At 55.2% G+C, this 16,267-nt stretch carries 17 protein-coding genes and 2 pseudogenes; 9 read left to right on the forward strand and 10 right to left on the reverse strand.

Going from position 1 to position 16,267, the window contains the following annotated elements; genetic code table 11:
* Positions 1 to 85: 85 nt before the first annotated feature.
* The gene (locus MRBLMR1_RS10765) at positions 86 to 1,516 is read right to left on the reverse strand and encodes an MFS transporter (protein ID WP_500064567.1); all 1,431 of its coding nucleotides are present in this window, start codon (positions 1,514 to 1,516) and stop codon (positions 86 to 88) included.
* Between the two features lie 70 nt (positions 1,517 to 1,586).
* Positions 1,587 to 2,198 (reverse strand): TetR/AcrR family transcriptional regulator, encoded by a 612-nt coding sequence (locus MRBLMR1_RS10770; protein ID WP_500064569.1) that lies wholly within the window; start codon positions 2,196 to 2,198, stop codon positions 1,587 to 1,589.
* 126 nt (positions 2,199 to 2,324) lie between these two features.
* On the opposite strand from MRBLMR1_RS10770, the gene MRBLMR1_RS10775 reads away from it, so the two are divergent.
* Positions 2,325 to 2,714, forward strand: coding sequence for a RidA family protein (locus MRBLMR1_RS10775; RefSeq protein ID WP_148148678.1), 390 nt, complete (start codon positions 2,325 to 2,327; stop codon positions 2,712 to 2,714).
* 398 nt (positions 2,715 to 3,112) lie between these two features.
* Positions 3,113 to 4,255, forward strand: coding sequence for a Fic family protein (locus MRBLMR1_RS10780; RefSeq protein WP_500064571.1), 1,143 nt, complete (start codon positions 3,113 to 3,115; stop codon positions 4,253 to 4,255).
* A gap of 342 nt (positions 4,256 to 4,597) precedes the next feature.
* Here MRBLMR1_RS10780 and htpG read toward each other — a convergent pair whose 3' ends face one another.
* Positions 4,598 to 6,490 (reverse strand): molecular chaperone HtpG, encoded by a 1,893-nt coding sequence (htpG, locus tag MRBLMR1_RS10785; RefSeq protein WP_500064573.1) that lies wholly within the window; start codon positions 6,488 to 6,490, stop codon positions 4,598 to 4,600.
* A 382-nt stretch (positions 6,491 to 6,872) separates the two neighbouring features.
* Between htpG and MRBLMR1_RS10790 the strand changes: the two genes are divergently transcribed.
* Complete coding sequence (locus MRBLMR1_RS10790; protein WP_148144983.1) at positions 6,873 to 7,100, forward strand: hypothetical protein; 228 nt, start codon at positions 6,873 to 6,875, stop codon at positions 7,098 to 7,100.
* Between the two features lie 77 nt (positions 7,101 to 7,177).
* Complete coding sequence (locus MRBLMR1_RS10795; protein WP_148144982.1) at positions 7,178 to 7,363, forward strand: hypothetical protein; 186 nt, start codon at positions 7,178 to 7,180, stop codon at positions 7,361 to 7,363.
* Between the two features lie 143 nt (positions 7,364 to 7,506).
* Here MRBLMR1_RS10795 and MRBLMR1_RS10800 read toward each other — a convergent pair whose 3' ends face one another.
* The 4 genes and pseudogenes from MRBLMR1_RS10800 to MRBLMR1_RS10815 all read right to left on the reverse strand — a co-directional run bounded on the left by MRBLMR1_RS10800 (position 7,507) and on the right by MRBLMR1_RS10815 (position 10,298).
* Positions 7,507 to 7,905 (reverse strand): hypothetical protein, encoded by a 399-nt coding sequence (locus MRBLMR1_RS10800; protein ID WP_500064574.1) that lies wholly within the window; start codon positions 7,903 to 7,905, stop codon positions 7,507 to 7,509.
* A 235-nt stretch (positions 7,906 to 8,140) separates the two neighbouring features.
* Positions 8,141 to 8,308, reverse strand: a complete 168-nt coding sequence (locus MRBLMR1_RS10805) for a hypothetical protein (RefSeq protein WP_500064575.1) — start codon at positions 8,306 to 8,308, stop codon at positions 8,141 to 8,143.
* A gap of 1,079 nt (positions 8,309 to 9,387) precedes the next feature.
* Positions 9,388 to 9,504, reverse strand: a pseudogene (locus tag MRBLMR1_RS10810) (DUF1214 domain-containing protein); the annotation flags it as partial.
* Between the two features lie 182 nt (positions 9,505 to 9,686).
* The gene (locus MRBLMR1_RS10815) at positions 9,687 to 10,298 is read right to left on the reverse strand and encodes a TetR/AcrR family transcriptional regulator (RefSeq protein WP_500064576.1); all 612 of its coding nucleotides are present in this window, start codon (positions 10,296 to 10,298) and stop codon (positions 9,687 to 9,689) included.
* Positions 10,299 to 10,390: 92 nt separating this feature from the next.
* Here MRBLMR1_RS10815 and MRBLMR1_RS10820 point away from each other — a divergent pair, with 92 nt between their 5' ends.
* The 3 genes and pseudogenes from MRBLMR1_RS10820 (at position 10,391) to MRBLMR1_RS10830 (ending at position 12,587) form a co-directional block, all read left to right on the forward strand.
* Positions 10,391 to 11,398 carry an NAD(P)-dependent oxidoreductase gene (locus MRBLMR1_RS10820; RefSeq protein WP_500064577.1) on the forward strand — a complete coding sequence of 336 codons (1,008 nt, stop codon included), beginning with the start codon at positions 10,391 to 10,393 and terminating at the stop codon, positions 11,396 to 11,398.
* Positions 11,399 to 11,843: 445 nt separating this feature from the next.
* Positions 11,844 to 12,343: pseudogene (locus MRBLMR1_RS10825) on the forward strand (YciE/YciF ferroxidase family protein).
* A 64-nt stretch (positions 12,344 to 12,407) separates the two neighbouring features.
* Positions 12,408 to 12,587, forward strand: a complete 180-nt coding sequence (locus MRBLMR1_RS10830; RefSeq protein WP_206827388.1) for a DUF2934 domain-containing protein — start codon at positions 12,408 to 12,410, stop codon at positions 12,585 to 12,587.
* 31 nt (positions 12,588 to 12,618) lie between these two features.
* On the opposite strand, the gene MRBLMR1_RS10835 is transcribed toward MRBLMR1_RS10830, so the two are convergent.
* Positions 12,619 to 13,200 (reverse strand): cysteine hydrolase family protein, encoded by a 582-nt coding sequence (locus MRBLMR1_RS10835; protein ID WP_206827386.1) that lies wholly within the window; start codon positions 13,198 to 13,200, stop codon positions 12,619 to 12,621.
* Positions 13,201 to 13,276: 76 nt separating this feature from the next.
* Entirely contained in the window at positions 13,277 to 13,789 is a 513-nt protein-coding gene (locus MRBLMR1_RS10840) for a ferritin-like domain-containing protein (RefSeq protein WP_206827384.1), read from the reverse strand.
* Positions 13,790 to 14,374: 585 nt separating this feature from the next.
* Here MRBLMR1_RS10840 and MRBLMR1_RS10845 point away from each other — a divergent pair.
* Positions 14,375 to 14,869: a sigma-70 family RNA polymerase sigma factor gene (locus MRBLMR1_RS10845; protein WP_206827382.1), complete on the forward strand. Its 495-nt coding sequence runs from the start codon at positions 14,375 to 14,377 to the stop codon at positions 14,867 to 14,869.
* A gap of 257 nt (positions 14,870 to 15,126) precedes the next feature.
* On the opposite strand, the gene MRBLMR1_RS10850 is transcribed toward MRBLMR1_RS10845, so the two are convergent.
* Entirely contained in the window at positions 15,127 to 15,363 is a 237-nt protein-coding gene (locus tag MRBLMR1_RS10850) for a DUF6894 family protein (RefSeq protein WP_500064580.1), read from the reverse strand.
* A gap of 141 nt (positions 15,364 to 15,504) precedes the next feature.
* Between MRBLMR1_RS10850 and MRBLMR1_RS10855 the strand changes: the two genes are divergently transcribed.
* Positions 15,505 to 16,212, forward strand: coding sequence for a Crp/Fnr family transcriptional regulator (locus MRBLMR1_RS10855; RefSeq protein WP_206827378.1), 708 nt, complete (start codon positions 15,505 to 15,507; stop codon positions 16,210 to 16,212).
* The last annotated feature ends 55 nt before the right edge of the window (positions 16,213 to 16,267 follow it).

The raw sequence follows: 16,267 nt of genomic DNA on the forward strand, positions 1-16,267 counted from the left end.
GATTGTGCGGTAGTGGCAGCTGAGCCGTCGGAAACGTTCGCTCCCTCAACGACAAAGCGGGTGATCAAACCGCCAAGGCTCGCGCTCATCGGACGACCTCTTTCTTCGGTCCAAGCCCTGCAGAGAGCCAGCCTGCGACGAGTAGACAAAGACCGATCGCCACTGCTGCAATGCTGTAGGCATGACCAATGGATCGCTCATCGGTTGATGAGCCCAGGGTCGAAAAGAACAATCCGCCGATTAGGGCTGTGGCTAAAGCGCCCCCAATCTGAAGCATCGAATTGACCAGGCCGGAAGCCAGACCAGACTGCGTCGGGTCCACCCGCTGGACGACTGCTCTTACGAGATTTGGAAGCGCAATTCCTTGTCCGGCACCAACGATGAACAATGCAACGAAGAGGAACTCCGGCGCCCCAAACGAAATGAGAGCTGCTGTGCCAAATAATCCGGCGGCTTCCAGAGACATGCCCGCGGCGGTGGAGTACCTGCCGAAAATGCGAAAGACGTGGCCACTTACGAATGGCCCCAGAACGAAGCCGACAGCAGCAGGAAGGATTGCAACCCCTGCCTCGAAAGGGGTGCGACCAAGGCCGCCTTGTTGATAGACCGAAAATGTCAGCCAGAAGGCCGCGAAGGCATAGAAGAAAAATGCTGAGAGCAGCCCACGCTTCAGTCCCGGCACCTGAAGCAGGCGCGGAGCGATAATGGGATCTCTTCCAGCCGCCTCTACCCTCCTCTCGTGATGCCAGAACAGGAAAATAAGCGGAAGGGAGGCGGCAAGCATCAGGATTGCCGAAGTGGGCCAGCCATGCTCGCGGCCCTCGATGAGCGGCCAGATCAGCGCACAGAGCGCGAGTGCAATCAGCACTGCTCCGCCAAGATCCAGTTTGCTTGCGTGCTCTGCTCGCGTCTCTCGCAACATCATCATCGCCGACGGTGCGGCGATGGCGATCACCGGAAGGTTGATAAGGAAAATGGCCCTCCATCCCAACCCAAAAATATCGAGCGCAATGAGAGCCCCACCAAGAAACAGCCCGGCCATCGATGCGACACCGAATGTCAGCGCGTAAAAACTGAGAGCCCGTGATTTCTCTTGCTCTGGAAAAATTGCATTGATGGATGCCAAAGCCTGCGGCGCCATGATCGCCGCGGCAAATCCCTGAAGGATCCGACCGACAACAAGCACCGATGGAGACCAGGCAAAACCGCATAAGGCGGAGGCGGCCGCGAAAGCGACCATTCCTACCAGGAAGACATTCCGGCGACCGTAGAGGTCGCCTAGCCTGCCACCCGTGATCAGCATCACGGCATAGGTTGTGGCATAGCCCGAGATAATCAGTTGCATTGTCGATGCGGTGGCATGGAAATCCTGACGGATCGAAGGCAGCGCAACATTGACGATGAAGAAGTCGAGCGGTGGCAGGAAAGCTCCAGTTAAAAGGATGACCAACGCCGTCCATCTGCGCGGATCAGGGGGGAGCTCAAGATTACGGACATGTTCCACAAGTCTCTCCATGTTGAATGCAGACCGATCAGTCGGACCTTACAAATTCGCTATTTTGGAACCTTTTGGTTCCTAATTAAAGTCAGCCAAGCGGTCTCAGCGCGAAGTCGACCATCGCTTTAGTGGTGTCGCGATCCGCGCCGGCTTTTCCCAACACTCTCATTCCTTGGATTTGACACACGAGGAACCTTGCGAGTGTCCGCTCGTCCAGTTCAGCACTGATCTCGCCCAGCGCTTGACCTCTTATGATGGCGGCCGCATAGAGATCTTGCAGTCGCCGAAACAGCCGAGCGATCCGAGCGGAAACCTCTTCATCCGCCGGAAGCATTTCCACAGCCGACAACACGACAAAGCAGCCTCGCAGCCCCTCCTTGCCGGAGGATTCTTCGACCTGTCGCGAGAATGCATCCTTTATTGCTGCTTTAGGAGACGGGTTGGAATGTAGGATTTCGCCAACCTTGCGAATGGCTTCGTCGATGTAAAGGTCAAGGGCGCGCAGATAGATGCCCCGTTTGTCCACGAAAGCCTTGTAGAAGCTCCCTCGTGATAGCTCCATGCCTTCGAGCAGGTCGGGCAACGAAGCATCGTGATAACCTCGATCCCAGAACACGCTCATTGCCTTGCGAACTGCGTCATCGAGTTCGAATTCGCGAGGGCGTCCGACGGACGGGGATGTTTCAGTGCTTTTCACCATGAGAACCACATGGAACCATTCAGTTCCTATTGCAAGTGATTTTTCTCGGCGCTACCTAGAGAATCTGATTTCAAGGCGCCGCTCATCTATAACGGGGCGCCACTCTCTAATAGGAAGCGCAGAACAATGGATCGCGAAATCATCATACCGGAGGAAATGCGTGAGATCGTTGCAAGAGCGGGATATGCGCCGGCGGTTAAGGTCGGCGATACGATCTACGTCGTCGGGCAAGTCGGCCGCACCATAGACCTTCAGGTGATTGAGGACCCGCATGATCAGTTTCGCGCCATGTGGGAAAATCTCCGTATCGTTCTTGAGGCCGCAAACTGCACCTTCAATGACGTTGTGGAGATGACGAGCTATCACGTGGAGATGTCAAAGCACATGGATATCTTCCGGACGGCAAAGAACGAAGTCTTCCCTAAAGGGACATACGCGTGGACCCGCATTGGCGTATCAGAACTCGCCCATCCAGGCTTGCTTGCGGAGGTGAAATGCGTCGCAGTGAAGCGGTAGCAGATCCAGCCAGCCACACCTCTCTCAAGAAGAGGTGGGCGCTCGTCGGCGCCTAAGAGCGGTACCGGCATTAAAAGGCGGCCTCATTCATCTTGAACGGGTACGAACTTGCGACATACGAATGGAAACGTGCATTATCTCAGAAGCTTAGGCTCATCGATCTTCTTAGATCCCTGATCCGATTGCATTTTCCTATGCAGACTGTTTGCTGACTGCCTCAACGAGGATTTGATCAGCGAATATCAGTCCTCTTAGCCAGAGTCGTTAAACTAGCGCGGCGTAAACAGGACTGTTTTCGCGTGCCGAGCTTCAGCAGTGCGGAGATTACGGCCGATAATCTCCGCTTTTTTGCGGAGATAAATCTTGCTATTCTCCGTAGATAGGCTTTATCGTGGGTTATGACTTACATCTGGCAGTCCGCCCTATGGCCGAAATTTGAGTGGCGGATTGATCGCCTTACATCAAACATTGCGGCTGTCCGCCTTGACCAAGGGCGTCTTATTGGCCGCGTCGAGAGCCTTGGTTTTCGTACACGGGAGGCAACATTTCTACGCGCGCTAACGGACGACGTCGTCAAGTCGTCGGCGATCGAGGGAGAACAGCTGGATGAGCAACAGGTTCGATCCTCGCTCGCCAGACGACTCGGTATCAATATCGATGGGTTTGTGACGCCAAATCGGTCGGTTGAAGGAATCGTCCATATCACGCTCGATGCCACGATCAATTGCGCTAAGCCACTGACGGCAGAGCGACTGTTTCAATGGCATGCCGCCCTTTTTCCGACCGGCCGCAACGAATGGGGCCATAAACTTCGCGTCGGCGATTGGCGGGACGATTCTGGCGGCCATATGGAAATTGTTTCCGGTGCATTCGGACACGAGAAAGTCCACTATGTTGCTCCGCCAGCGGATCGCGTGGAAGCTGAGATGTCAGCCTTCCTTCAGTGGTTTAACGGAGCGCATGATGTGGATCCCCTCATCAAAGCAGCCATCGCCCATCTCTGGTTCGTCGCCATCCATCCTTTTGGCGATGGCAACGGCCGCATAACTCGCGCAATCGCCGACATGACGCTTGCACGCAGTGGCGGAGGCGCCCAGCGGCTTTATTCCATGTCTGCAGCAATTGAGCGATCCCGCGCCGGGTATTATGAAGCCCTGCAATCAATTACCAGCAAAGATAGCCTCAACATCACGAGCTGGATCGAGTGGTTCATAGATCGTCTAGGCGATGCTGTTGGCCAGGCTATCCTGACACTCGACAACGTGATGCCGAAAAATGATTTCTGGCAGATGCATGCTGAAAGCGATCTCAATCCGCGGCAAGCCAAGGTCCTAAACCGGCTGTTAGAGGGGAATTTCCAGGGCAAGCTCACATCGACAAAGTGGGCGAAATTAACGAACGCATCCCAAGACACTGCATCTCGCGACATCGCAGACCTGATGACGAAAGGCATCCTGCGAAAAGGAGAGGCTGGAGGACGAAGCACGGCCTACGAGCTGGTTTTAAACTTCACTATGAACCACCTTCCCTCATCTAAATAAAATCCGGCCGCCGATGATGACCCGAGACCACTTAATCGCGCCTTTCGCTACACAAGTTGATCAAGAGGACCATGGCCCTTCAAAAACGTAGCCAGATTTTCGATCGGCGGTTAAGCTCTTGAAGGGAGCCGAACCACCGGCCCTTAATTCTCGAACAATCAAAGACTAAGTATTCTCTGAAAATCAGATGCTAGTGCATCGATTGCGGACGGCGATGAACTAGGGTCTTAGACCAAGAACCCAGTCTATTCCCGAAGATTGCGAACATCGGCGGTCACGCACACGATCTTATCTTCTGAGGCTTTTGGCGAGGCAGCCAACGACCACCTCGCCTGGAACCATTTAATTGCCGTGCCCGATCGCACGCCCGAACAACCTGGCCTGCCGATCGGCAAACGCGCGGGGATTGGCCGGTTTATCCCCGTCGAGGATGCGGGCCTCGTCAAGCAACAACCACGCCGCATCCTCGCGGAAAGACTGATCGTTGATCGATGCGATGCTTGCAACACGCTCGCTCGTTGCATTTATCTCCAGGATTGGCTTCGATGCTGTCTGCAACCGCCCTGCCCCTTGGAGGAGCTTTTCGAGCTGGCGATCGGGCCCATGTTCCGACGCGACGAGGCACACCGCGCTTTCGGTCAACCGATCGGAAACGCGCACATCATCGACCTCGTCACCAAGGACACTTCGAGCGAAATCGATAAATGCCCCGACTTCGGGAGAAGCTTGCCGACCAGCTTCATCAGTGCCGCCATCGCCGGTCACAGCGTTCAGATCGGCAAGACCCTGGGTAACCGATTTAAACGGCTTGCCCTCGAAATCGGGGGCGCTGGGTGGCCAGAAACTGTCTACGCCATCGGTAAGCAGAAGGACTTCGATACCTTTGGCTCGGAACCCTTCAAGGTGCGGCGACGACTTGAGTTGATCCAGGTTGGAGCCGCTAATGTAATAGATCGCCGACTGGCCCTCCTTCATTGAAGTCAGATAGTCGGCCAGGCTCCGAGTTGCCTCGCTGGACGCCGTACTACGGAAGCGCGACAGTTTCAGCAACTGCGAGCGCCGCTCGAAGTCGTCGTAAATACCTTCCTTGAGAATGGGTCCGAACAGGTCCCATACCTTGGAAAACGTCTCGGCTTCGCCTTCGGCCATCTTCTCCAGAGCGGACAGTATCCGGCTCGTTACGCCCTTTTTGATAGCGGCAAGCACGGGACTTTCCTGGATCATCTCACGGGAAATGTTGAGTGGCAGATCCGAGGTGTCGACGATGCCACGCACGAACCGCAGGTAACGTGGTAACAACTCGGCTTCGTCGGTTATGAAGACGCGCTTCACGTAAAGCTTCATCCGGCCCTGTCGGTCCGGATCGAACAGGTCAAATGGTTGGGAGCCGGGGATGAAGGCAAGCGTTGTATATTCGTGGCGTCCCTCAGCGCGGAAATGCACGTTTGCAAGCGGCTCATCGTACTGGCCCGAGACGCTCCGATAGAAATCGTCGTAATCCTGCTTGGATATCTCGCTCTTTTGCTTTACCCAGAGCGCTGCACCATCGGACACCTGTGACGGCTCCGCGCCCTCTTTTTCTACGAGACGTATAGGAACAGGCACGTGGCCGGATTGTTCACGGATAATCTTCTCGACGGTCCATTTGCTGGCGTATTTCTTCGCATCTTCCATGAGATGTAGCACGACACGCGTACCGCGCGCTGGCGCTTGCCCGACATCGACACCGACGATGTCATAGCTTCCCTTACCGTCGGATGACCATTTCCAGGCTTCGCCCTCGCCGGCACGGCGGGAGATTACATCAACCCGATCAGCAACCATGAACGAGGAATAGAACCCGACGCCGAACTGTCCGATCAGTTCAGCCTTCTCCCCAGCTTTGGCCGCCTCAAGCCGCTCTATGAACGCTTTTGTCCCCGAGCGCGCGATCGTGCCAAGCGCGTCGATCATCTCGTCGCGGTTCATGCCGATGCCGTTGTCCTCGATAACGAGCGTCTGCGCCTCCTCATTAAGCGTCACCAGAATTCCCGGCTGGATCCCATCGGAAGAAAGCTGCGGCTTCGAGATCGACTCATACCGCAGCTTTTCGCAGGCATCCGCCGCGTTCGAGATCAATTCTCGGAGGAACACGTCTTTGTCCGAGTAAACTGAATGCACCATCATGTGCAGGAGCCGGCTCACGTCGGCTTCAAATACGTGTTGCTCGGGCTGCCGCTCTTCTGCTGTCGTCATTGATATCTCCATCCTACTGAAATCGCCGGACAAATGGTCTCTATTGCATCAGAATTCAAGAGCTGACTGCCGCGTGGCGCCGACAGGAATGACGTCCTGAACAGCTTCCTCAGATGAACCGGGCAGAACTCTATCTTTCTGCAAACATCGCAGTAAGCCTCTCAAGCGGTGTTGCTACATGACAGGCTCGACAAAGCAGACGCGGAGACGGCCATTCTTCCCGACGGCATAAAAGAAGACAAGCCGCATATGACGCTATATGGCAGTGGTCGCGGATGGTCTGTAAGCAGTAGGGGGCGAACATTTCAGGATTGCACTTGTGCTGATTTCCGATAATCGGAGGAGCGTTTTTTTCAGCCCTAATGCCCGAATCGAGTGACGTTTGGACTATTCTCTGCAGACCGAAGTTATACTCTCAGTCACGCCCGCCCTCGGCCATTGGGCTACCGACAGACCAAGGAGGCGCTATCTTCCGCATGCATTGCGAGCTGTCATTCAAGATATGGAAAGCGGTTGGATTACGGCCTTCAAAATCACTCTGCCGGATGAAGGCGTCATTAGCGATGTCGCAGAAGCAAAACAAATATTGGCTCGCTTGCAGCAGCTCTGAAAAAAGCGCTATCGAACCGGCTTGAGGGATTCCTCAACTTCAATGGATTGTCTTCTCAACCTTGTAAGGAGAAGACGATGTCGATTGAGCAGCCCACCGTTGAGCAGTTGACCGAAGTTCTGGACCTGATCCACGATATCGCAGCAAAAGCGTCGTCGGAAGACGACATTCCGCCTGTCGTCGAGGCCGCTCTCGATAAGATTACCGCTTTGGCTCGGTACAAGTTCAATGTGACGGATGATAAACCTTCTTCGAGCTCGTGATTCCTCACTGGTGCCGAGACAACCTTAGAATTTGACCCCTATCGCGAGACCGGCGTGGGTTATGCCATCATTTGGTCCATCGCAGATGTTGGCGTGGGACGAGTGATCCGCGGTCGCCATAAGGCTGACTTTTTCCTTGACTTTCACACCACGCGGAACAGAAGCCGGCAGCCGAGCCGAGGGCCGTCTCCGCTGTCCAAACTGCCATTGTGGACAGTCCCTCCGATCCCAGCCTCCGCGAAGAATGTCTCGCCGATCGGCAGATGCCAATTGACGCCTACATAGATCTGATCAGTTGCGGAGGCTCCACCAGAGAAACCAACCTGCGCCCTTGGCGAAAGCACTTTGTTTAGACCGTCGTCTGAACTATCGAATGGAGCAAAGAAGACTCCCGCAGAGCCGACAAATCCTCGATCCTTTGAGGAGTCGCTGTCAATAGGACCGCTTCCCCCAAATCTTATCTCGTCAAAGATTTCGCCAGCCTGGCCATCAATCGACGAAAAAAGGAGCGGAACAATTGCCGCCGCAAATATAAGTCTCATCCTGCAATCCCTTGAATCACCCGCGCCGAGTATTTCCGAGCCGTTTAGGTTTGTCACGAAGCGGGGACTGGGGCGGTGCTCTTTATCTTGCGCTGCAACTGACCAATCGATCTTCAGAAGGTAAGAGGTACTCCTTCAGCCCGTATGTTTGTTAGCTTCTAATGGCTGCCGCCGTGAGGTGCAGCATCATTTGGTTTAACCAAAGCGATGCGGCCGTAGGAACCGGATGACGTCTCTAGTCTAAAAAACCAACATGCGAGGTGGCTTTGTCGAGCAAAGCGACGCTGATCGCACTCGCCGCGTTCTTTGGAACGGTAACGGCGACGTGGCGCGTGCTTTCGATCTGCGTCAGGCCGGGTCCGTAGGGCGCGACAGGACGGACGGGCTGATGGTGGAGCAACATGTCGGTCTCCTCGCTTGGAGCCGGGGACGTACACTCGCGTCGGCCTCCGGTCATAGTGTTTCATTACGGCAAAATTCTAGACCTGGAATAGAAGCTTGGCGCGACCAAGACCTTCAGTACCGAACTCATTCGCTCTGCGAACGAAATTGAAAAGATCGGCACCTTGAGCAGCGCCGCTTTTTACAGAGGGCGATCATGCGCTTTTGCGGGCCGCAGCCGTGACCCGCGATCTACATATTCTCATTAATACAGGTACAGTTTTCCGTTACCTTCGAAGCTCTTTCAGCGGAGCGTTGGTACGTGAATGCGACATCTGCGCCGTTTAGCTCGCAATTTGGCGGATTTGGGGGCGGAAATTGTGGTTGCGCCCCTCAGCCTCGGCCACGAGAAGGAACTCGCGCCGTCGGCGCATACCTGATGACGCCCCAGCTCGAACCGCAAGGCAATGCCGAATTCACGCTTGGCAAGCTGCTTGCAGATTCGGCCGTGGAGGCCAGCGTAGGCCACATTGTTTTTTCTACTCCTCAAAAGCAATCAGTATCGGGTCCGCGCTCTGACCAGAAACCGCGATGCAGTGGCAACCTTCGACACAGGAAGTTGCAGACCCCGATTCCCGAAGCAGGTTTTGGCGGCTAGTCTTGTTAGCTCGACCTCGGACAAGCGAGCCACGTCTCACTGAGGGGCCATGATTCGCGAGCTTGTCGCTGTGCGTTCACCCCCAAGCCGTGGGCGTACGCTTTGCCAGTCCTCCGACTTGATGTTGGAGTGGACGGCCCCTGAACGGCATCGAAATGTGCCAGAATGAGCTGTTAAGATCTCAATCGAAGGGGCCGCCCATGGACAAGATTCTCGCCTTACCATCGATCCAACCTGATGCCATCCTCGTTATCTCCTAACCGACGGCGGCGTCCAGCTACGGTCAGCAATTTCAGTCTTCGGCCAGTACGTCCGAGATAGAGAGAAAAAGCGCCTGCGGGTGCTGGAAGCCAATTGGTCTCGAGATACTTCCCTGGTGACTTCTTCTTGGTACCCAGCGAGTAGCGACCGAGCTCTTTAGGCGAGAAAAAGTGCTGGGCATCTTACACCGTCAGCAACCAAGACCCATCGACAGGCGGCGTATCGGCCTTAGGGAAAGTCACCTTGTAGCTGCTCGCTCCATTCAGCCGGCGGCCATTCGCATCTAGGTCCTGATAAAAGTATTTCGTTTCGGTCGGCGATCTACTACCCCGCCGAAGCTTTGCCTCGCAAGGCTGGTGCCAGTAGCTATTTCTACAAGCCCGTCGTTACCAGCGGACTCAAATCATCGGCAAAGACGGCTTCTCTTTCCTAGAAACGCGCGTTGTAGACCCCTTCTAGGTTCGCTGTCTGTAGACTGTGGCTATGCTTTCGTGAAGGCGCCACCGATAATGGCGCTGAACGTGGCGATTGCTTCACTCTCGTCGCAATCGCCACGCAACCGGGCTGCCGCGATTGCTTCACCAGCGCCAACCATGCCTATGCAGCGTCTTGTCAATTCATCGGGCGCTAGCGTGCTGTGCGGCGCCAGCACTGAGACTAACATCGCGACATTGTTTGCCAGCAGTTCTTGGAACACGGCCGCCTTCTCCTCGCTGCCAGTCAGCGCTGCTCCGACCGCATGGAATTCGCCGTCTATGTCGGCGGCACATTGAATATAGGCTGCGGCGAGCAGATCGACCGTTTCCGCCGCGCGGCGCCCGCTTCCGGTCACCGCCTCGCGAAAGGCATTGACCTTCTCCGTGTCGATCCAGCGATAGAGAGCGATCAGAAGCTCGGACTTGGTCTCGAAATGATCGTAGGCAACGGGCTTGGACACCCCGGCGCGGGCTGCAAGATGTCCCAGTGTCAGCCGGTCGGCGCCTTCTTCGCGGACAATCAAAAGGGCGGTGTCGAGCAACTGCCGGCGCCGGTCGGCGCGCGGCAGCCTTTTCGCCGCCGTTGCGTGATCCGTCATATCGTCGCTTCGCTTCATTGAAACCTCGTCTGTTGCCAATACAACTAAAGGTAGGTTATGAACGTTCTGCCTACTAATAGTAACTTACGAAATAGTAGAAGGAAAAACCTATGTCCGTAAATCCTATCCTGATGATGGGTGGCTCCGGCGCAATCGGCCGCCTGAGCGCTCAAATGCTACGCAACCTGCATCAGGACGCACCATTTTTGATTGCCGGCCGGAACATCGAAAAGGCACAAGCGGTGGCCAAGGAGCTTGGCAATGCCGAAGCCGTGCAACTGGACCTCGGCGCGGACGATCTCGGATTGGGCAGTCGCCAGGTTGGCGCCGTCGCTGTCTTCTATTCGGACGAAAGCCTCGCCGGACTTCGCTATGCCAATTCACGTGCTCTGCCCCATCTCGGCATTTCGTCCGGCGTCTTCGAGATCGCACCCGAAATTGCAATATTCATGCACAAGCCGGACGCGGGGGCCGTCGTTCTCGGCTACGAATGGCTCGTCGGCGCCACAACGGTTCCCACACTCCAACTCGCGAAAAAATTCGATCGCATCGACGAGATCAAGATCGGAGCCTTGGTGGATGAAGAGGATGGCGGCGGACCCGCCGTGGCGGAAGATTTCGAACGCCTGTCCAAGATGATGTCCGCAGCACTGACGCGTCGCGATGGCGCCTATATCTGGCGTGACGGCGACGATGCCCAGGCGCTGTTTCATGCGATTGACGGCACCGAGATCAAAGCCTCCGGCTTTTCTTCGATCGACGTCGCGGGTTTGGCAACGGCCACCGGCGCGAAGAACGTCCAGTTCGATCTTGCAACGGGCGTCAGTTCGGCCCGTCGCCGTGGCGAACCGAAATCGACAGAGATCATCATCGAACTCTCCGGCAAGGATCATGATCGTCAGCCGCTACGGACACGACATGCGGTCTTTCACCCAGGGGGAGCGGCACCTCTTACCGCGATGGGCGTGACGATGATCCTCGAGCGCCTGACCGGGCTCGACGGTCGAGCGCCTGCACCGCCCGGTCTCTATTTTCCGTATCAGTTGATCGGGCCCGACACGTATCTGCATCGGTTGGAAGCAGCCGGGGGCAGCGTACTGACACTGAACCCCCCTTGAGGGTCGTCATCAAAATGTGGCTGCCAATAGAGTCAATCTTTGTCAGCGCTCAGCCACGAAATCGAACAGCCCGTCGCCATATTTGCCCGGACTGCGGGCACCCGACAGAAAACTAGCGGCCAAGCGGATATCTGCCATACCCGAGGCACCTCCTGCTTGACGAGCACCGATAATACGAAGCTATTTCAGCGCGGGTGTACTGCCCACCGTCACAGGTTTCGCGCTGTGGACAGCATTCGGCGTCACGCGAATGGAATGGCCCACTATACTGACCAACTCGGCATGTTTCATCTCGTCAGCGTTTATTCTGTTCAAAAAAAACTGAGCACCAAAAAAGCAACTGCAAAATAGCTTTCGCCTTGGCTTCCAATGGCACGGCGAAGACAGGAACTTTCCAAGCTCCGCGCGGTTTATGTGGCCAATTTCAACCGAGGAGGAAGCAAATATGGCTGAGAAAACACTGAACGATCTTTTCTGGATACGCTCAAGGACATTCACTTTGCCGAAAAGCAGATCCTGAAGGCGCTCCCGAAGATGGCACGTGCGTCGCAATCGGAAGAAGGCAAAGCAGCGTTCCTGAAGCACCGGGATCAGACAGAAGGTCAAATTGACCGTCTCCAGCAAGTGTTCGAGCTGATTGGAAAACCGGCTCGCGGCAAGACCTGTGAAGCAATCCAGGGCATCATCGCCGAAGGCGAGGAAATCATCGAGGAGTACAAAGGCTCGATCGCTCTCGACGCAGGCCTGATGTCTTCTGCGCAGGCGGTAGAGCATTACGAAATTGCACGATATGGGACGCTCAAGAGCTGGGCTGGCCAGTTGGGCCTTGAAGAAGCGATCCCGCTTATCGATGCCAATCTCCAGGAAGAGCTCGAAACCGACGAGCTGCTTACGCAGCTTGGGGAAGCGTCAGCAAACTCCAAGGGTGCTAAAAACACGGCCTGAAGTGAAGATCGGGGGCGCGCATATAGGTGCTCGCCGACAATTTCATATTCGTGTGGAGGAAATTATGCGTACCGAACGCGAGGAATGGATCTCAAAGCGCGCGTACGAACTCTGGGAGCAAGCTGGCCGGCCTGAAGGGCAGGACAGCGAGCAGTGGGCACAGGCAAGTGCGGAATGGGAATCAAAATCCGGAAAGGACGGAGGAAAAGCCGCTAACACTGTTTGGGACGATGAAGAATCCTGATCAGAACCTGCCCACAATCCTTCGCACCGCATTACTCCGCGGTGCGAAGGAACTGTTCAACAGTCTGCACGTCAAGCTGCATGGAAAACCGGTCTCGTAGCAAAGTGATCGCCGCGTCGTGGGTGGCATTTGCCCCGCTGCAGACGGCATCCGACAACACGGTCACGTGGTAGCCGAGATCGACCGCGCCCAAGACCGTCGCCAGGACGCAGACATCGGTTTCGCCACCTGACACCGCGATTGACGATATTTCTTCCTGGCTGAATACGGAATGTAGGCGACCATCGGTCCAGGGACTGTAGGTAGACTTGTCGAATACCCGCGCCGGGGGAATGTGCCGCCTCAAGGGTTCGACAATTTCGACCATCTCGGGCGGAAGCTTCGCGAGGGTCATGGCCTCCCACCGCTCATAGTAGCCGCGCCAGTTGCCGCTGGCTTGTGAGGATTTTTCCGGGGGAACAAACCGTGTGAATACCGTCTTGTCCGGGAAGCGCCCGACGACCTCGCAGACGACAGGTAGGACGGCCCCCATCCACTCGACTTGCCACGGCGTGTCCTCACTGAACATCCGCTGCATATCGATACAGAGGTGACGCCAGTTTCGAGACGACATCTTGCCCTTCCTCAACCAATTTAACGTAAGGCTGATGCGAACAGGCGCGATGAATAGGTCACGCTCCATTCGAACCTTAGACTTTCGCCGTTTGACCGGCCTCTTTAAGATTTGCAAACTTGATCGTCGTCGGCCGCAAATTCTCTTCCAGCCAGGCGGCCATGGCAACTTCCTGGTCAAGGCTCATTTGCAATGGGCTCACCAGACCTGCGTAGCCTCCAAGCTCGGCGATCGTAATCAGCGACTTATACGCCGCAATTTCGAAATTCTCGAAGGCGAAATTCGCCATGCTATTTTTAAGGATCTCGTCGCCGGCAACCGAATGCCCTAACGCCGCAAGCGATCCAGTGAGAGACAATGCCAAATCCTTCAACGTCGAATGGTCCTCGGCAAGCGAAGTGAGGATTTCCTCGATCCGATCAATCTGACCCTGAGTTTCGTTAATGTGCTGCTGCAGCATGGCGGCCATTTCGGGATAGTTCTCAATTCGCTTCACCTGCGGCTTCATGATCGACAGGGCCTGGTTTTCCATGGCGTGAGCGTTTCTCAAGCCAGTCACAAAAATTTCGCGGGTCTTATCATCAGACATTAGCTTCTCCTTTGGGGCTTTGCGAACCGCTTAAGCGGGCGAAAGTTCCATTCTAGGATTGCGGCTTCGCGTCTCACATTGAGGCTGCAATGACGGCTTTAGCGACTCTGAGGCCCCGATGTCCTCTCCTGTGGGCGTTGGATCGTTGCGCTGTTCGGATCGCCGGGTGTCAACACGAAGTAATACAGCTCTGCCAAAAGAAGCGCCGAGATAAGAATAATTGCCGCAAACAGCATCATCCCATGTGCCGCCTTGTCGCCTGAGCCATAGCCTCATCTCCTTCACGCTCTCCTATCCCGCGTCATTGGTTGGTAGTTGAAACATCGGGTGGGTCTGCGGGGCCTTCGTGGCTGCCATTTTAAAAATAATAACCGACATCAAAAGCGCCGACCACCGTCAGCGCAATGCCTAACTCAGTCACCTTTTTCGAGGCAACGCACGACCGAACGGCAATCCGTCGGGTTCAGCGAATGGCTCATGAGTTCTTACGTGAGACCTTACGCCGGTCTGATATCGTACGAACGAATTTAGGGTCGGAACGTAATTCAACAGGGAAGGTTGTGTCGACTAACGGGGAATGAGGCAATGAACCAGTTCGATTCCATTGGCTTCACTGAGGCGCAACTTCTTGAGCATACCCAAGCGTTGAGAAACTTCGCGAGGCGATTTCATCCTTCATCCAGCGACATTGACGATCTTGTGCAGGAGACGATGGTAAAAGCAATCGCTAACGCGGATAAGTTTCAGCGTGGCACTCAGTTACGGTCCTGGCTGTTCACAATTATGCGTAACACCTTCTGCACGAAATTCGGGATCGTCAAGCGAGAGCAAGTAGGGAACGTGGAAGACGCAGCCTTGCGGGTGTCTACCCCAGCGAACCAGGAATGGACTGTTCGGGGCCATGAACTCGAAGTCGCGATAGCGGGACTATCGAAAGATCATCGGATGGCAATCGAACTTATTTTTATCGAATGCTTGAGTTACGAGGATGCCGCAGGCCGATGCGGCTGCGCGCTGGGTACAATAAAAAGCAGGGTTAACCGAGCTCGGCTCCACTTGTCGGCGATGATAAATCAATAGAAGTGTCATTTGAGATCAATGGGCTCGATGCGAACCTAGCTCCGCTAGCGCGGCATAAGCTGACAGTCCCCCGTCCGGCCTATAAGCACTTGTCGGGGAGCATTCGGGTCCGCGGTTTTCGGCGCGGGCAGCTCCGCCTGGAGCTGGTCTTTTCTCATTAACATGTGATATCCTTTCGGTTCGAGACGAACGTCGAACCGAACGATATCGCCAACGTTTCTTCGTAATAATTGGTTCCGAAAGCGTACCGCCACCGTCTATGTGAGCCGCAGGACATCCTTGAACTTTACCACAGCGGCGATGGACCCGTTTTCATCTGTCAGCTCGAAAGCCTGGCCATCAACGAGCACCCCGTCAAACACGCGCTGCGAGAGCAGCTCACGAGCTGATTTGACGGCTTCGGCTTCAGCGCTTGCCAGGTCAACGAAATCAGCGCCTTCAGGGTCGTGTGCGATCTTATCGCCGTCCCGAATGTGGAAGTAGTACCTTGGCATGACTCACTCCTGCTATGTTGCGTGCTCAACAGCAAAGTTGCAGATAAGTTTCCTCGCTCCGCGCGTAAGTTGCTTTTTCTGCTAGGAATCGTTCATCTCAGCCATATGTGGAGTTTTATGTGCATTAAGATGGATTCTGAAATGTCCTGGACCACAAATAAGCTACTTTCATTACTGCCGCCGATCGAGACAGAGTTCATACGCCAGCACCTAGTGCCGGTCAGGTTGACGCTTGGTGAGCGACTGTTTGAGGCCAACGATCCCATCGGGCATGTCTTTTTTTTCGAAGGCGGATTGTCTTCCGAGATTGCCGGAGGACGGTCCGGGAAGGAAATCGAAGTCGGATGCATAGGCCGTGAAGGTTTCTCCGCTGTGCCCATCGTCCTCGGCGTGGAAACGACCCCTCACTATGCGTTTATGCAGTGCGGAGGCCCAGCATTGCGAATTGAAGTTGGCAGACTTCGAGAAGCGATGTCGAGGTCCATACCGTTGCGAGACCTCTTACTGAAGTACGCGCATGTATTCATGATCCAGATTGCAGCAACCGCACTTTCTGACGGTCGGTATAACGTTCAGCAGCGCTTGGCACGTTGGATACTTATGAGCCAGGACAGGATCGGAGACGAACTTCCCCTCACCCACGATTTCCTTGCGCTGATGCTCGGTGTACGACGGCCGAGTGTCACAGACGCCCTTCACAAGCTTGAAGGTGATCTTGCGATCAAAGCCGAACGCTCGATGATAAGAGTCACGGACAGGCTGGAACTGGAGACGATAGCCGGTCAAGCTTATGGGATCGCCGAAATGGAGTATGTACGACATCTCGGAACCGATTGGCGCCGTGATTGAAAGGCAGCCGATATTTGATCAGCAGCCAAACGGAACGAAGGCGGTTCGGGATTCT

The sequence above is a fragment of the Neorhizobium sp. LMR1-1-1.1 genome (assembly GCF_040675795.1).
GTDB classification, from domain to species: domain Bacteria; phylum Pseudomonadota; class Alphaproteobacteria; order Rhizobiales; family Rhizobiaceae; genus Neorhizobium; species Neorhizobium cellulosilyticum.

Coding starts and splice junctions, on each gene's coding strand:
- MRBLMR1_RS10780 (WP_500064571.1), top strand. CDS start 3,113: ATGACTTACATCTGGCAGTCCGCCCTATGGCCGAAATTTGAGTGGCGG.
- MRBLMR1_RS10775 (WP_148148678.1), top strand. CDS start 2,325: ATGGATCGCGAAATCATCATACCGGAGGAAATGCGTGAGATCGTTGCA.
- MRBLMR1_RS10850 (WP_500064580.1), bottom strand. CDS start 15,363: ATGCCAAGGTACTACTTCCACATTCGGGACGGCGATAAGATCGCACAC.
- MRBLMR1_RS10770 (WP_500064569.1), bottom strand. CDS start 2,198: ATGGTGAAAAGCACTGAAACATCCCCGTCCGTCGGACGCCCTCGCGAA.
- MRBLMR1_RS10845 (WP_206827382.1), top strand. CDS start 14,375: ATGAACCAGTTCGATTCCATTGGCTTCACTGAGGCGCAACTTCTTGAG.
- MRBLMR1_RS10805 (WP_500064575.1), bottom strand. CDS start 8,308: ATGTTGCTCCACCATCAGCCCGTCCGTCCTGTCGCGCCCTACGGACCC.
- MRBLMR1_RS10765 (WP_500064567.1), bottom strand. CDS start 1,516: ATGGAGAGACTTGTGGAACATGTCCGTAATCTTGAGCTCCCCCCTGAT.
- MRBLMR1_RS10835 (WP_206827386.1), bottom strand. CDS start 13,200: ATGTCGTCTCGAAACTGGCGTCACCTCTGTATCGATATGCAGCGGATG.
- MRBLMR1_RS10855 (WP_206827378.1), top strand. CDS start 15,505: ATGTCCTGGACCACAAATAAGCTACTTTCATTACTGCCGCCGATCGAG.
- MRBLMR1_RS10795 (WP_148144982.1), top strand. CDS start 7,178: ATGTCGATTGAGCAGCCCACCGTTGAGCAGTTGACCGAAGTTCTGGAC.
- MRBLMR1_RS10840 (WP_206827384.1), bottom strand. CDS start 13,789: ATGTCTGATGATAAGACCCGCGAAATTTTTGTGACTGGCTTGAGAAAC.
- MRBLMR1_RS10800 (WP_500064574.1), bottom strand. CDS start 7,905: ATGAGACTTATATTTGCGGCGGCAATTGTTCCGCTCCTTTTTTCGTCG.
- MRBLMR1_RS10830 (WP_206827388.1), top strand. CDS start 12,408: ATGCGTACCGAACGCGAGGAATGGATCTCAAAGCGCGCGTACGAACTC.
- htpG (WP_500064573.1), bottom strand. CDS start 6,490: ATGACGACAGCAGAAGAGCGGCAGCCCGAGCAACACGTATTTGAAGCC.
- MRBLMR1_RS10815 (WP_500064576.1), bottom strand. CDS start 10,298: ATGAAGCGAAGCGACGATATGACGGATCACGCAACGGCGGCGAAAAGG.
- MRBLMR1_RS10820 (WP_500064577.1), top strand. CDS start 10,391: ATGTCCGTAAATCCTATCCTGATGATGGGTGGCTCCGGCGCAATCGGC.